20 protein-coding genes are annotated in these 15,393 nt (G+C 36.4%); 17 read left to right on the top strand and 3 right to left on the bottom strand.

Annotation, left to right across the window (positions count from 1 at the left end; all coding sequences use genetic code 11):
* The first annotated feature begins 66 nt into the window (after positions 1–66).
* The 17 genes from ZPR_RS18890 (at position 67) to ZPR_RS18800 (ending at position 12,003) form a co-directional block, all read left to right on the top strand.
* Entirely contained in the window at positions 67–702 is a 636-nt protein-coding gene (locus tag ZPR_RS18890; RefSeq protein WP_013073380.1) for a sigma-70 family RNA polymerase sigma factor, read from the top strand.
* 11 nt (positions 703–713) lie between these two features.
* Positions 714–1,019 (top strand): hypothetical protein, encoded by a 306-nt coding sequence (locus ZPR_RS18885; RefSeq protein WP_013073379.1) that lies wholly within the window; start codon positions 714–716, stop codon positions 1,017–1,019.
* A gap of 223 nt (positions 1,020–1,242) precedes the next feature.
* Positions 1,243–2,447, top strand: a protein-coding gene (locus ZPR_RS18870; protein WP_086026153.1) for an IS3 family transposase whose coding sequence is annotated in 2 segments (ribosomal slippage) — positions 1,243–1,522 and positions 1,522–2,447 — 1,206 coding nt in all. Because the reading frame shifts where the segments join, the coding sequence is not laid out codon by codon here.
* A 226-nt stretch (positions 2,448–2,673) separates the two neighbouring features.
* Positions 2,674–2,892, top strand: coding sequence for a hypothetical protein (locus tag ZPR_RS18865; protein WP_013073378.1), 219 nt, complete (start codon positions 2,674–2,676; stop codon positions 2,890–2,892).
* Between the two features lie 201 nt (positions 2,893–3,093).
* Complete coding sequence (locus ZPR_RS18860) at positions 3,094–3,381, top strand: hypothetical protein (RefSeq protein WP_013073377.1); 288 nt, start codon at positions 3,094–3,096, stop codon at positions 3,379–3,381.
* 6 nt (positions 3,382–3,387) lie between these two features.
* Positions 3,388–4,116 carry an ATPase gene (locus tag ZPR_RS18855; RefSeq protein WP_013073376.1) on the top strand — a complete coding sequence of 243 codons (729 nt, stop codon included), beginning with the start codon at positions 3,388–3,390 and terminating at the stop codon, positions 4,114–4,116.
* 67 nt (positions 4,117–4,183) lie between these two features.
* Positions 4,184–4,516, top strand: a complete 333-nt coding sequence (locus tag ZPR_RS18850) for a hypothetical protein (protein WP_103294481.1) — start codon at positions 4,184–4,186, stop codon at positions 4,514–4,516.
* 22 nt (positions 4,517–4,538) lie between these two features.
* On the top strand, positions 4,539–4,985 hold the full coding sequence (locus tag ZPR_RS18845) for a competence protein CoiA family protein (protein ID WP_041579123.1): 447 nt from the start codon (positions 4,539–4,541) through the stop codon (positions 4,983–4,985).
* 12 nt (positions 4,986–4,997) lie between these two features.
* Positions 4,998–5,264, top strand: coding sequence for an IS66 family insertion sequence element accessory protein TnpA (tnpA, locus tag ZPR_RS18840; RefSeq protein WP_013073373.1), 267 nt, complete (start codon positions 4,998–5,000; stop codon positions 5,262–5,264).
* The gene (tnpB, locus tag ZPR_RS18835; protein WP_013073372.1) at positions 5,264–5,617 is read left to right on the top strand and encodes an IS66 family insertion sequence element accessory protein TnpB; all 354 of its coding nucleotides are present in this window, start codon (positions 5,264–5,266) and stop codon (positions 5,615–5,617) included. The genes tnpA and tnpB overlap by 1 nt, the downstream gene beginning before the upstream one ends.
* Positions 5,618–5,659: 42 nt before the next feature.
* A complete protein-coding gene (locus ZPR_RS18830) occupies positions 5,660–6,379 on the top strand; it encodes an IS66 family transposase (RefSeq protein ID WP_013073371.1) in 720 nt (239 codons plus the stop codon).
* Between the two features lie 511 nt (positions 6,380–6,890).
* Entirely contained in the window at positions 6,891–8,129 is a 1,239-nt protein-coding gene (ltrA, locus tag ZPR_RS18825; protein ID WP_013073370.1) for a group II intron reverse transcriptase/maturase, read from the top strand.
* Positions 8,130–8,231: 102 nt separating this feature from the next.
* Positions 8,232–8,993 (top strand): IS66 family transposase, encoded by a 762-nt coding sequence (tnpC, locus tag ZPR_RS18820; RefSeq protein WP_013073369.1) that lies wholly within the window; start codon positions 8,232–8,234, stop codon positions 8,991–8,993.
* A 49-nt stretch (positions 8,994–9,042) separates the two neighbouring features.
* Positions 9,043–9,552 carry a hypothetical protein gene (locus ZPR_RS18815; RefSeq protein ID WP_013073368.1) on the top strand — a complete coding sequence of 170 codons (510 nt, stop codon included), beginning with the start codon at positions 9,043–9,045 and terminating at the stop codon, positions 9,550–9,552.
* Between the two features lie 364 nt (positions 9,553–9,916).
* Positions 9,917–10,198, top strand: coding sequence for a hypothetical protein (locus ZPR_RS18810; protein ID WP_013073367.1), 282 nt, complete (start codon positions 9,917–9,919; stop codon positions 10,196–10,198).
* Positions 10,199–10,329: 131 nt separating this feature from the next.
* Entirely contained in the window at positions 10,330–11,025 is a 696-nt protein-coding gene (locus tag ZPR_RS18805; protein WP_013073366.1) for a hypothetical protein, read from the top strand.
* Positions 11,026–11,568: 543 nt separating this feature from the next.
* Complete coding sequence (locus ZPR_RS18800; protein WP_041580114.1) at positions 11,569–12,003, top strand: putative quinol monooxygenase; 435 nt, start codon at positions 11,569–11,571, stop codon at positions 12,001–12,003.
* A gap of 158 nt (positions 12,004–12,161) precedes the next feature.
* On the opposite strand, the gene ZPR_RS18795 is transcribed toward ZPR_RS18800, so the two are convergent.
* The 3 genes from ZPR_RS18795 to ZPR_RS18785 form a co-directional block, all read right to left on the bottom strand.
* Positions 12,162–13,367: a site-specific integrase gene (locus ZPR_RS18795; RefSeq protein WP_013073363.1), complete on the bottom strand. Its 1,206-nt coding sequence runs from the start codon at positions 13,365–13,367 to the stop codon at positions 12,162–12,164.
* Positions 13,368–13,711: 344 nt separating this feature from the next.
* Positions 13,712–14,974, bottom strand: coding sequence for a type II toxin-antitoxin system HipA family toxin (locus tag ZPR_RS18790; RefSeq protein ID WP_013073362.1), 1,263 nt, complete (start codon positions 14,972–14,974; stop codon positions 13,712–13,714).
* Positions 14,974–15,294 carry a helix-turn-helix domain-containing protein gene (locus ZPR_RS18785; protein WP_041579121.1) on the bottom strand — a complete coding sequence of 107 codons (321 nt, stop codon included), beginning with the start codon at positions 15,292–15,294 and terminating at the stop codon, positions 14,974–14,976. The genes ZPR_RS18790 and ZPR_RS18785 overlap by 1 nt, the downstream gene beginning before the upstream one ends.
* Positions 15,295–15,393: the final 99 nt, after the last annotated feature.

Raw genomic sequence — 15,393 nt, 5'->3', positions numbered from 1 at the left:
TTATATGAACAATGTGTGACACGTAAAATTTTGTCACACTCTTATCATATAATATTGAAGGTGTTTATGGACATAGAAACCCAATTATTAGAAATTGCTGTGAAGGAAGACTCTCCTTCTGAAGCCAAAAAATCAATATCAATATTATATGAGCATTTCAGAAAATTTGTTTACAATGTAACGTACCAGCATATTGGATTCACACTGCAAAGAGAAGAACTTGCATTAACAGTAACCTCAGAAGTATTTATTAAGATATGGGATTCTCCTTTAGATTGGGAGTATGACAAAAAGAAACACTCCACCCAAGAAGATGGTTTTAAAGCGTATTTAGCCACTATTGCTCATTATAAGTTGATGGAGGAATTAAAGAAAATTAAATCTGTTCGAGAGACTGAATCAACAATTATTGATGATGAAGACAGTGAGTGGAAATGGTTTGTAAGTGAAGAGGAATTCAATCAGTTGGATAAAGAGCTGGAAGAAAAACGTAACTTGATAGATGATTGTTTAGCCGAATTTTCTGGTAAAAAAGCAGATATTGTACGTATGTACTTTTTGCTTTATGATGATGAAAAAAGAATGACAAAGGAAAAAATAATCCTAATGGAAAAGACTTTTGAAACTACTTGGCAAAACATCAGACAAATCATATCAAGGTCAAAAAAGAAAATCGAGAGTATGTTGAAGGATAAACTCTAAACTTATAGAAAATGACATCTAATAAAAAAGACATTGGAAAGCTCTTGAGAAAGCACGGATATTCTACACCTAAAAATTCAGATGAAATTAAGGCATTTGAAAAAAAATTTAGTGATGGGTATGTAACTCCAAAAAGGTGGCCTGACATAGCAGATATTATTTCTGGAAATAAATCTTCTGCTAAGGTTATATCCATTGAGAAATCTGAAAACAAGGCTTCAAAAAACTTAGCTATGGCGGCAAGAGATGGTAAAAAAATATCTGAGAAAGATAGACAGCAAATGAATAAGGACAAGAGAAATGCCAAGAAAAAATGAATTCCTTTCACGTAGCGATGTTGAAGAACTTAATGAATTGGCTAGTGGTATTGCTGATTACTACTTTCCAAATGGGCAAGTCGATCCCATATTAATCGCTGAAAAGAATAATATATCTTACAGTTTTGGCAATTACTCAGACTCATTTGATGGTCTTCTTGAATGTGAGCATAATAATTTGGAATTACTACATTAGACCGGACACTAAGTTGAGAGAATATTTTTGCTAGTTATTACCTTAGCAATTATGAGAAGAAAATCTAAACATTACACCTTAGAATTTAAACAAAAAGCAGTCGAGTTAAGTTATGCTAAAGGCAATGTAAAACAAGTATGTGAAGACTTGGATATATTTCCATCTGTACTTTACCGTTGGCGTAGAGAGTTAAAAGATTACGGTAACAACAGTTTCCCTGGCCGTGGTAATCCTAAAATGACCGATGAAGAAAAAGAGATAGCCCGATTAAAAAAGGCATTAAAAGAAGCCGAGTTAGAACGAGACATCTTAAAAAAGGCCATCAGCATCTTCTCCGCGAGCGACAAGAAAAATACAGGTTTATAAAACAACACCTTATGAGATTTCCTGTCGAGACGATGTGTAAAATATTGAAAGTAAGCAAAAGTGGCTATTACCATTGGTTACAATCGGGACCAAGTAAATTATGGTTAGAAAATCAAAAGGTAACTGGGCTTATTAAATCTATATTTAAAGATAGCTTTCAAAGCTATGGTTCACCTAGAATAAAAACAGAACTAGAGACATTAGGCTATAAAATATCAAAGCCTAGAGTTGCACGTATTATGAGTGCTAATTATTTGTTTGCAAAACGAAAACGTAAGTTTAAAGCAACCACATATAGTCAACATAATTACCCCATAGCTCCTAATTTATTAAACCAAAACTTTGAAGTAAGCCGACAGGATCAAGTTTGGGTAAGCGATATAACCTATATCAAAACCAAACAGGGCTGGTTATACCTTACTGTCATTATTGATTTGTTTAACCGCAAAGTTGTTGGATGGGCTCTAAGCGATAATCTAAGTACAGAAGACACTATTATTAAGGCTTGGCATATGGCTATAAAGAAAACTACTTTAACCCAGTCTTTAATTTTTCATTCCGACCGAGGTATACAATATGCCAGCCATAAGTTTACCTCATTAATTAAAAGTTACAATGGCTTAGTAAACCAATCTATGAGCAGAAAAGGTAATTGCTGGGATAATGCCATTGCTGAATCGTTCTTTAAATCATTAAAGGTAGAATGGGTTTATAGGCACAATTATAAGTTGAGATCTGAAGCGGAGTTATCCATCTTTGGATGGATAGAAACTTGGTATAATAATAGAAGAAGACATTCCTTTTTAGGAAATAGAACTATAAGAGAATTTGAATTAGACATGTATAACCTTAAACTAGCAGCGTAGTCATTCAACTATTTGTCCAGTTTTTTGTTGCAAGTCCAGATCAAGAATGTGATTATTTATTAAGCGAATTTAATCATTCTTCAGAAAAACCTTCAACATTTGGAATTCTAGATTATCATATGGGAAACCGATGAAACTTAACTTTTTTCGAAAACAGAATGGACAAGTAATAGTAAGTTCAGATGACTATGATACTCGAAATGGAAGATATAGATTCTTATAAGCTATGCTAAATACATTTCATTTAGATGAAATAAAAATCACTAAAAAGGGATATCAACAATTCGTAATGACGGATTTACCAAGTGAATTAGAAAGAAATAAAGAAGAAAAAAAGTTATTTAGAGATTTACTAAGAAATTTGACCGAAAAAAAAGAAAATTTTGGAAAATACTGGGAATTTGACCTTGAAAAGGTTGATTACACACCATCAATTATGAGATAAAAAACTACTGCCAACTTAAGTCGGTTCATCGGAAAAAACGGGTATTGTGTAAAAAGTGTAATTTTTAGAAACCAGAGAAAAAGTGCTTAAGCTAGTAAATCCCTTCTAATCTAAATCACTAGAATTTTTAGCTTACAAAAGTAGTTTGTTTGCATAAATCCCCGAAAAATAGTAAGTTTATAACTTAGTTTCTTAGTGCAAATGGAAAATAATAGAAAATACAAATTAAGAAAGGCAGCTTTAAAACCTGGCGTAAAAAATAGGAGATTTAAAGTGTTGGAAGATGATAGAGATCTTTCCTTTATAGGAGCGATTGCTGCTAGTGCTACAAATGAGGCTTATCATAAGGCTGTAGCGATTTCAGAGAGTATTATCGAAGTAGAAGATGGTAAAGTGATTCGCAAACAAAAGGATGGAAGTTTTGAAGTTATTCAAACCTTAGCACCTCGAAAGTCAGTACAAAAAGGAAAGACAATTACCATACCTTAATTTATTATGGCCAGCAAAAGATTGCGAATGTTTGCAGGCCCTAATGGCTCCGGAAAAAGTACCATTTTTAATAAAATACGTTCGCAATTTAGTCTGGGTATTTATCTTAATGCCGATGAGATTGAGTATCTCTTGCGCAACCGGAACCAGTTGTCCTTAAAGGCATTTAATCTTAGTGAATCCCACGGACTAAAATTTAATAAATTTCTTCAAAATCATTCTCTTTTCCAGAAAGCTTCTTCCCAGGGTTATAACATAGACCTTAATTGCCAAAATGGTATAATATCTAACCCTAATAATGCCACACATTCTTATGAGGCTTCAATTCTTACGGATTTTTTAAGAACCGAATTAATTCAGGCTGGTCAAAAAATTACATTTGAAACGGTAATGTCACATCCTTCTAAAATAGAAACACTTAAGAAAGCCAAGGAATTAGGTTATAAGAACTACTTATATTTTATATGTACAGAGAATGTAGAAATTAATAAAGCGAGGGTTGAAGAGCGTGTGAAGAGCGGTGGTCATAATGTGCCTCCCGAGAAAACAGAACAACGATATTACAGAAGTCTTGAGCTACTGCCGGAAGCAATAGAAAATTCTTACCGGTCATTTATTTTTGATAATAGTGAAAATACCTCGAAATTAATACTCGATGTTTATCAGGGCAAGAAAGTTACTTTTCAAACTGAAGAAGTGCCGCTTTGGGTAGATAAGTATTTTTTGAATTTATAAATATAGGTTGCTAAAAAATTTATTCAGGAGTATGTATACCCCTCGAATATTTAATAGTTAGTTAAGTTTGAATTTGCCGTGTTTTAATGTTTTTGCAGGTAACCAAGACAGTAACTATGATGGTAACCAAGATGTAGATTATAATAAATTGGTGGAATTAATTAACAAACATAATTTGGAGGGCTTTTTTCCGGAAAATGTAAACCCAACTGAAGAAATTTTGGAGGATAATTTGAATATTTCAAACCAAACAAAAAATTTTAAAACCCATATTGAATCATTGTTTGAAAATAAACTTCTAGGAAGAACAATTAAGGACAAGCCAACAAGCAAGCTACAAAAATATTATACCACCCCTTTAGGAAAAGTAGTCCTTGCCGTTTATAAGAAAAATAAATAAGTTCTAAGAATAAAAGTACTACTTGTATAAATACAGCATAAAATATCCCGTTGCATTTAACCAAGCCAACAAAAAAAATGTTCCAATAGAGAAGGTTACGAAGGATAATAGGTTGAAATTAATTTGTCCTGTGTGTAAGGATAATTTTATAGCTATTATTAATCACCGAAATCCACATTTCAGACATAAACCCAATACTGAGTGCTCCGGCAATTTAGAGTCTTATATACACTGGTTAACAAAAGAGGTTTTTAAACAAATTGGAGAATTGGATATACCTGAACTCTTAATTGATGACCTTCCCGAAAAACATAGGCAAAAATTTCAACTCGATTTTAATGCGATACTAGATACAAATATACCTTACTCATTTCAGGGAGAATTTAAAAAAGGATTAAAAGCAAATCGTATGCGTCCGTCTAAGTGCATCTTTTCTGAGAACCGTGTAGGTTATAATTTAGCAGTCTAAATATACTTAAAAATGACTCGATCTTCTACCTCAGAAATGCGTAAGCTGGTCACCAGCTTTTATGAATCAGATCAAAATCAATCCGCTTTTGCCCGTGCCCATGGAATCAGCAAAGGCAAGCTATCCTATTGGATCCAGAAATTTCCCAGGGAGCAAGTTACAAAACCCGCTAAAAGCAATTTTGTTTCCTTATCGGCCGACCCTTCTACCACACCGACATCCTCCAGGAGTATGCACATCCGTTTAGGTAATGGCGTAGAAATTGAAATTCCCCTGTAATGTTTGCCTTAAGCAGTTCCCTGAATTACCAGTTATATCTTCCTGGTACCGATATGCGTAAGAGTTTTGACGGGCTATGTGGTTTGGTGCTTGGAGAATTAGGTCATAGTCCCCAGGATGGTTCGGTCTATATCTTTATCAATAAAGCGCGCAATAAAGTCAAGTTGCTGCACTGGCAGTCCGGGGGCTTTGTGTTATATTATAAACGCCTGGAGCGTGGTACTTTTGAGTTGCCCGATTACGATGCATCCGTGGGAGGACTCCAGCTGGATTACACCCAACTGGTAATGCTCATAGACGGGGTAGCCATCACTAATATTACCCGGAGAAAACGCTATAAAAAAGCCCAATAAATGCTGGTATATTTTTAACAAGGGTTGTATTTTAGCTACCCGATGACCTACCAGGAGCTACAAAAAGAAAACGAGCAACTTCGAGAGTCCAATGAATTCTTTAAGGAGAAAATTTCCGCTTTGGAAGTGCAACTCGGGCAGCTCTATAAACTGATCCAGGGTTTTAAATCGGAACGTTTTATCCCAGAAATCCTGGAACAGCAACTATCGCTTTTTTCTGAAAAACAAGATGAACCGGGGCAAATAGCTGCACCTAAAGAAACGATCACCTATACCCGGGAAAAACAAAAACACCCGGGACGTGGTAGTTTGCCGGAACACCTTCCGGTGCGGGAAGTCATTCTTGAACCAGAAGAAGATGTAAGCACGCTGAAAAAAATTGGCGAGGAAGTTAGTGAAACCCTGGAATATACCCCGGCCAGCCTGGTTAAAAGACGTACCATTCGTCCTAAATATGCCAGGAAAGACCAGCAAGGGGTACTAATCGCACCACTACCCACGCGTCCTATCGAAAAATCTATTGCCGAGGCCTGCTTACTGGCCTATATCCTGGTGAGTAAATATATTGATCACCTGCCATTCTATCGTCAGATCCAGCGCTTTAAACGAGAGTTTGGGTGGGAACCGGCCTCCAGTACTTTAAGTGACTGGATGGCGAGTTGTTGCCAGCTGTTGGAACCTCTTTATAATACCTTGAAGCAAAAAATCCTTGAAGACGGGTACATCCAGGCGGATGAAAGTGTGTGCCTTGAAGCGGCCTAAAGTAATGCCGCAGGCTGTTAGATTGATGGTGGTAGACCCACCGTAGGGGTTGACAGACAGACCCTACAAACCACCTTGTGGTGCTTTATTTCGAAAGAATGAGGTGCTGAGCGACAAGGAAAAGGCGAGAGAATACTCGTCAGGTGAATTTCAGTGAGCTGAACGAAAGTGAATCACTGGTTAAGTTAAAGTACCGATATCGCCAGATTCTGTCGAAATCGGAGAATTGTGTTTCTTCTCCGAGAATAAAACTTAGTGGCAGTAACCTGAAGTTGACTAAGTGACAGGCGGTACAGAGGTGGCAGGACACTGAAATAGGCGATCTAACGGAACAAGGGAATTTGTACAGGGATGGTAAGGGAAATGCACAAGCGGAAACCCCGTGAGGCAGAAAACCAATGAACTGTACAGAGGCGGACTAAGCCGTAGTACTGCAGAAGTCTCTGTAATGGAGATGGAGGGAAGGGCTTAGCCAGATTAGTTTTATGTAAGACACAACTTTGAAAGAAGGATGATTGATTATTATGAAACAAAACAACATCCAATAACCAAGAAAATGGTATTGGATGCGTACAAGAAAGTAAAGTCCAAAAAGGGCAGTGCCGGAGTCGATGGACAGAGTTTACAGAATTTTAGGGAGAACCTCTCTGGAAATTTGTATAAAATCTGGAACCGTATGACCTCAGGCAGTTATTTTCCGCCTGTTGTAAAGGAAGTTCGTATAACCAAGAAAACAGGAGGCTTTCGCAGTCTCGGAATTCCTACGGTATCGGATCGCATTGCGCAACAGGTGATTAAAAGTTACTTAGAACCCAAGGTGGAAAGCAGTTTTCATCAGAATAGTTATGGATACAGACCCAGGAAAAGTGCGCATCAGGCACTGGAGAAAACAGTGTCCAGATGTGGTTATTACAGTTGGGTGGTAGACCTTGATATTCGTGGATTCTTTGATAACATTGACCATACCCTACTGATGAAGGCAGTAGAAAGGTATACAAAAGAGAAATGGGTGTTGATGTATATTGGAAGGTGGTTGAAAACAGGAGTATCCAGAGAAGGTGAAATCACCGATAGAATAAAAGGTACTCCTCAAGGCGGCGTCATTAGTCCGCTACTTGCCAATATATTTCTTCACTTTGCATTCGATAAATGGATGCAAATCCATCACTCCAATATGCCTTTCGAACGATATTGCGACGATGCCATCATACATTGCACATCAGAGAAACAAGCATATTTCATTAGAGAGGCTGTTTCTAAACGGATGAAAGCTTGTAAGTTGGAACTCAATAGTGAGAAAACTCACATTGTGTATTGCAAGAATCACGTGCACAGCGAAAGTCACAAGAATACAAGTTTTGATTTTCTCGGTTACACGTTCCGCCCCCTCAGACGACCAACCAAAAATGGTTGGAAACTGACTTACTTTCCAGTAATGAGCCACGCCTCAAAGAAAGAAGCAAGGCGAAGACTTAAGAAGGTTGTCAATAGAAAGTTTCGGGGATCCATCCAAGAACTGGCACAGATAATCAACCCTATGATAAGGGGCTGGTATCAATATTTTTGCAAGTATTCGAAATGGACAACCCGTGGACTATGGTATTGGTTAAACAGGAAAATAGTTAGATGGATTAGGAGGTACAGAAAGCGCAGTAGAGTGCAAGCTCGAAAATGGCTAAAAAATGTGTACAAGACTAACCCACAATTGTTTGAGCATTGGAAACCTGTCTTAGATATAAAACCTTACTAATTGTACCGTTAATCTGGAAGCGCCGTATGATGGGAGACTATCACGTACGGTGCTGTGAGAGACTTGGGGTGAAATTCCCCTTGTCTACTCGACCCGATAAAGGTGCTGGATAGTGATAAAAAAGGCAGCACACATCAAGGCTATCAATGGGTCTATCACGACCCCTTGCAAAAACTGGTGCTCTTTAATTACCGCAAAGGACGCGGGCAACATGGTCCCAAGGAACTCCTTGATGGGTATAAAGGGTACGTTCAATGCGATGGTTACACGGTATATGATAAAATCGGGTTAGATCCGGATATTACTATGGCCGGTTGCCTGGTGCATGCCAGGCGAAAATTTGTGGATGCCCGGGACCAGGATCAAGCAAGGGCAGAAAAAGCACTAGCGATATTTAGTGAAATTTATAGGGAGGAACGAGCGATCAAAGAAGCAGCAGCCGGGGATGCAGAGATGCGAAAGGAACTAAGATTACAAAAGGTGCTGCCGCTACTGCAACAGATCAAAACCTGGATCCAGGAAGAACAGTTTAAGGTGTTACCTAAAAGTGCGATGGGGAAAGCCATGACGTATTTTATAAATCAATATCCTAAGTTCGAGGTGATCTTTGAAGATGGCAGGATCGAATTGGATAACAACCTTATTGAGAATGCTATTCGTCCATTGGCTCTCGGCCGAAAAAATTTCTTGTTTGCAGGCTCTCACAAGGCTGCGCAAAATGCGGCTATGTTATATTCCTTCTTTGGGAGTTGTAAAATGCAGGGTGTGAATCCCCAACAGTGGTTAGAGGATACTCTGCAAAGAATACCTAATCATAGCATCCAAAAACTGGAGGAGTTATTGCCCGGCTATCAAAAAGCTTAGCAAGCTTCCCTTGAGAGATACCACAAGAATCCTATACTAAAATATAATTATGAAGAAAGTGACTTATAATGAAAAGGACAATAGTGAAACTTCTGAATTAGCCGGTCTGATCAGAAAAATAGACACTTTAGATGCGCAGTATGTAAATAGGATTTGTGAGGAAATATTTAAACATCAACCTTTCTTCCTAACCGTTCTTCTAGGTTACAGAGCAGATGTTTCCCCGCAGGAGTTGGAAGAAATAATGAAAATTTATTTTTTAATATGGGAGTATTTTGGATCAAACGAAAATCTTCCCAAAAGGAAAGTGACCCAGGCCCAGTTCGAAAAGCTTCAAAGGGGTAATAAGCATATGCTTGATTATAGTGAAGGAGAACCCGAAGAATCCAGAGAAAAGATTTATACAGATACATTGCAGAATCTCCAATCTAAATCCTTGTGGACAGCTGTGCTCTTCAGATATAATAACAGACCAGTACTAATCAATATGGATCGGGAGAACAAAGGAATAATCCTTTTAGGTATTCTTAGCTTTATTCAGAGCTTTGAAACCCAGTAGAGTTTTATAGATGGCAGGGATAGATAAGGAAGGGAATGATGGGGAATATATCTCTACTAGAAATGACCAGAATCCATAACTTCTAAAAACACTGGCTCGGACGGATACAGCAAATCTAACTGATAGTAAAAATTTAGCAATAGAAGGAATAGAAACCGAAAAGGAGTATAATACCGAGCTGGGGAAGGTTAGAATTGACATTGTAGCGACCGTTGGTGATAAAGAGTATTTTATTGAACCATTCTTTTCGAACTCTATAGATGATGATAAGAAGAAAAAATTATCACGAATCAAAAAGCCTACTTTGTCTATAGACCTCGTAGATTTCCTTGATAATTTTTATTTCAATTTTTCATTTGAGACATTGAAGAAATATCTTATTTCAAAAAAAAGTAAAAAGTGGGAATATTTGTCCGAGGATGAATATGGTAGCTATGTAGAGGGTTATCAGCAATATTTATTTGAGGAAATTGAGAGGAATAAATTTTTAATTGATAATCACAATTCTAAACTTGAAAAAATTGCAACCTTAGAAGAAGAATGCGATAAACGTAAGGAAAATATCAATATTCTTAGAAAAGAAATTCGAGAAATAGAAGATGAAATTCTTTCTCTAAAAGATGAACTTAATGTCCCATATTATTAGGAATTATAATAACGGTAAACGGAGCATATTTGGTATTCGCATTCAATCCAACCAACTTGAGTCAGTAAATGACAGGATGTTAAGTTTATTAACGCACTAATATTAATTACTCCTAACCAATTTAATATTCAATGAATAATCGATTAAATAATATAATTAAAGGTGATTTTAAGAATTTCGACCGCTGGATTGAAGTTTTGAACCGGCAAAGGAACTCTTTATTTGATATGGAGAACCAAAGTGAGGAAGAGTTAACAAATTTGACTTACGAAACTTCTGGCATACTTGGGGAAATTGCTGATTTGGCTATAGAATATGGAAATTTTAAAGATGACTTTGATACAAGTAAAATGTACGTGAATTTATATGGACCATCATTAATAATTGAATCAAAAAAGACTGGCGGCACTTATTATTTAGCAACTGATTTAGAAGGGATTTACTTAACAACATCATTTCTTCATGCTGATAACCTGAAAAATATGAGCGATTCTTTTTGGCTAGAACTTTTTAAGCTAAAAAAATTCAGTGGATTTGAGTATGAGGAAAATTCATTTTTCTCAATCGATGTGCAAAGAAAATATCCTGAATTATTTCATACTTACAAAGATACATTGTTCTTAATGTTTAGAAAATTCTTTTTATCGCATACAGAAAAACATAATGACATAGATATTGGAAACTTCAAAGTTAAATGGAAGCCTGACGAGGATTTCAGTAAAATGATTTCGGAAATATGTTTAGCATTTAAATCTATGTATAAAATGGACTATCAATTGTGGAAAATAACTGACTTGCGAATGAAAAAGAATGATACTAGGAAGTAAGCCTTCCTGTTGGTGGTACGGACGAATGTATATGCAAATTTTTAGTATCAATTATTTATAGCAGCTCAGAGGTCACAAACATACCAAAAATTATGAAGGGAGATATACATTATAGTCTTCACTAAAAAGGCCGAGAGAACCAGAGCAATAAAATCTTGCCTAACACTTGAAAAACCATAAAGAATCGTGTAAAGTTTTAATTACTGAATTTCCTTTTCCGGGTGGTTCACTTATGTACCTTGGTAAGATATATAATATGCTAGAAACTCTCGCCTCAGCGCTGGATAAAATAAGCCCCGCCTCATACGGGACTTATTTGCAGATTAATATTAGATAACGCCGTCTTTATCAGCCGCAAGTCGCCCCCATCATCTGCAAGGTGTTGGCCACTCCTTAACCGCTATCTTCAACTTGAATTCAAATATAAAGGACTTTTAAATAACTGTATATTACAAGCTGGGAAACTTAATTTTTTCTAAATTGGTTTTTAACCAGTGAGAATATAGAAATCTAAGGGAGATATAATAAATAAAAATGGGAGTTATGAAGTCATTAAAAATCCAGCTTGCTTTCTTAACAATCATACTATGTTTTTCATCTTGCAAAGAAAATAATGTAAGTAAAGATGCCTTCAGCTCTAAGGAAATGCTCATCAGAATAGCAGAATTAGAAATTTATCCTGAGTACATAGAGGAATATAAGGAAATTTTGAAAGAAGAAGCTGAGGCCTCTGTTAGGGTGGAGCCCGGGGTCGTTTCAATTTTCCCCATGTATCAAACGGAAAACCCTAACCAAATAAGGATTTTAGAAATTTATGCTGATAAAAAAGCATACGAGTCTCATTTGGAAGCACCGCATTTTCAATATTATAAAACCAATACCCAGAGAATGGTAAAATCTCTGAAATTAATAGATATGAAAGCAATTGATGAAGAGTCAATGCCAGAAATATTTAAAAAAATTGACGGACATAATTAGCAGATTTTCTGTTAATCCATTACTGAATATATCTTTAATAACCCTGAAATTAATCTCTCCCGCATCTGTATTTGCAGAAGATATTCTTGGAAATGGAAAGATACTACTGAGGTCACCGGCACCTTTCAAAAAATTTAGGTAATTGCCATCACCTAAATTTAAAAATTGATTACACTATCCAATGCATCATCAGCTTCCTTATGAATAAAATTCGCTTGATAATTTATGGTGGTAGTCACCGATGAATGACGGTAAAGCTTTTGCAGCATTTGAATTGGGATTTTATCCCCAGAAATATTCCCAAAGCTGTGCCGCGCAATGTGCATGCTCATTTTTTTCTTGATCTTTAGTTTTGATGCCACCCTTTTTAGGAGCCGGTTTAGGTTTCTGTTTACACTTTGGGTTCTAATAGAAACTCTATGGGTATCTGATAGGTCTGTGTCTTTGAGATAATCAAAAATTAAATCCTGTAGGGAATCTTTCTTTCGATACTGTTTGAATATAGCCTCAGCCTTTTCTGGTGTTTTAAGGGTTACCAATTTACTGTTTTTGTTCATTCGGTACATTAACCTTCCATCATTAAAATCTGACCATTTTAATTTTAATACATCACCTACCCTGATCCCGGCAAAATAAAAACTGATAAGCCATACATGCACGGCTTTTTGCTGAGGTTCTGTCAGATCGGCGGCATTTTCCAGGCGTTGTATCTCTTTAAGGTTTAAACCAATTTTCTGGGTTTCTGGAATTTTGATCTGAATTTTTCCTTTTCCGAAGGGATACATACCTCTGTCAACTAAAGATTCAGATATGGCAAGATTGTAAATAGTTCGTATTAAAATCAGATAGTTCACTACCGTACGCGGTGAACGCTTTTTATTATGAAGTAAATAGGCTTCAAATTTTTTAAGAAGTGAAACAGTTATCTCATTAAAACCTAATTCGTTTTTCTCTATAAATTTTTTTAGCTTTTTTAAGCGACCTACCTCAGTATCATATTGATGATGTCGATTCCTGTTTTTTAAATTTTCCAGATGCTTATCTGCAATTTCAAAAAAATCGACTTTTTTATTCTGTGTGATTTTCCTTTTTATGGATCTAACGTTTTGGTATTCTTCACTGCTTTCAGCTTCGAGAACTTTCTTATTTGCTTCGGCAATTTTCGATATAATAAAATTGTTGATGTAATTGGCATTAGGATGTTTTTTCCTCACACACCTATTTGTTTTATCCCAGTATTTTTCTTCAATATATTGACCGGTACCCAGAAACGTACTTTTTCTGTCTTTTGTGATCCTAATTGCTATCGGAAATTTATTTTCTGAGTTCTTTTTTTTACGTAAAACTGCTCTAATGGTTGCCATAATAAATACATTGAATTATAAATATAGTAAATTATGGGTACAACATAGGTACAACATTTATTAGTTTCAAGCCTTATTTTTTAATATTAAAAAAAATTACACCAATCATAAATCATTGAAAAACAGGTGTTTTAGGCGCTTTTGAAGGGTGAGGGTTGAAAACTCATAACCCGAAGGTCACTGGTTCGAGTCCAGTTCCCGCTACTAGCAATGACAAGGCTTCACAGAAATGTGAAGCCTTTTTTTATTTCATATAGTACAGAATCACCACATTTTCAATTTGACATTTCCCTTGATTTCAAATGATATTATTTTGTAGCAAGAAATAGTATGGATGAACTATTTTAATACTTAAATGCATTTTTCATTAATTCCATTTCGTTTCTTGGAATACCTAGATTCGTCGCTATTTGTTCCCATTGGGCTACATTCTGACCAATTGTATTGATAATAGCATCGGCCTCTTTTTCTTTTAACCGAAAATATGGAGCTACTTCTCGTACAAGGTCAAAATCCAACGCATTATCGGTTTCTGAAATATTAAGTTTCAAGCCAGTACCGTTCGGGGTTGGATTGATATCATAAGCTGGCGAAAGTATCCAACCCGAATCCCTCAAAAGGAATCCGTGATTGCGAAGATGATCGTCGGTATTTGATATGGCTATATTAAAAACAATGCGGCTCCATAATTTTTTTAGATCGTTATCAACATTAGCCCCATTCTGCATCAAAAATTCCACAAGCTCCAAATAACTAACCCCATCTTGATAGTCCGTTCCATCAGTATATCCTAATAAGGTCATTGCAGAGGCAAAGTGCGTTCGGGTGCCATTGTTGTTACGATCAAATCGTTGTGTTAGAAATGTATGTTGATGATGCGAAAATTTTTCTACCCTTGACGGTGCCATTTCAATACCAGATTGAATGGCAAGCCGATAGGCAAGCATTTCCCAAGCGCCCATATCCTGACGATCATTTTGACTTGGGAATTTAGCAATCCATAAACTTCCTTCGGTATCCCGAATGTTTGCCTTGGGTCTTGCACCTCCCAAAGAAGATCCTGGTGCCATTAGCATATTAAGCCATTTTAGGTATTCCGGATTTTCTGAGGCATCTTCTTTTTCTAGTTGTAAGCTGGCAAATTCAAGATCCCGAAGTGCAGCAAAAGGTGGTTCGGCCATCGCTTCATCATCATCTAAAAATGCACCATCGGACGTTGTTTTAAAACGAAGTCCTCCCATTCTGTTATTATCATAAACTCCGAGTAGGTAATCCGATTCCATTAAAGTGTTAGGCCGGCGTTCTTCTTTCCTAGCTTTAGCAGCCTCTTTACGCATCATTAGAACTCGACCCCATCGATCAGGTGAGGAATCCAAGAAAATACCGAAATTGGATTTCTCATCAGTCAGGTACTGGGCTCCTTCGAATAATTTTAAATCTGGATCTATGATTTGGGCATAATCCGATTGTAACCACCCTTTATCATATTCAAAGGAAAATATTTCTTTCCCTCTAGAGGGTGTTGCAAATAAACTCCCCATTAAGAATGAAGCTTCCATTCCATCCCAATGTGCATATACAAATATTTCTTTTCGTCCCAATGCCATTATTTTTTGGTGTTTTTGGGACCGCGTTCCTTTACGGTTAGATCGGCATCCTGTATTTTTCTGCCCAATATATCATCGTCAGCCAAAAGCAATATATCCTTCTCCAATCCTAATACTAATAAAACCTGGAGAATAATACCTAAAGAAATTGAAGGACTTCCTTTCTCTAGGGAAGAAAGTGTGGGACGGGAAATCCCAGCTCGTTCAGAAACCTGATCCATCGTTAGTTTCCTGCGTAAGCGCGCTAACTTAATATTTTCTCCTACAGCTTGTAAAAGCTTCTTATTCTTAGGTAATAATATAATACTGCTTCTGGGCATAACGTTAAATATATTTTACAAATACACATATAAAAGTAAATAGTATTTTACGTTATTTAAAAATAATTTAAAGGGTAGTTGAAAGATTATCCTATTTGG

The sequence above is a fragment of the Zunongwangia profunda SM-A87 genome, from assembly GCF_000023465.1.
In the GTDB taxonomy this organism is placed as follows: domain Bacteria; phylum Bacteroidota; class Bacteroidia; order Flavobacteriales; family Flavobacteriaceae; genus Zunongwangia; species Zunongwangia profunda.
Note: the sequence above shows the minus strand (reverse complement) of the source record. Positions and strands in the feature narration are given on the sequence as shown.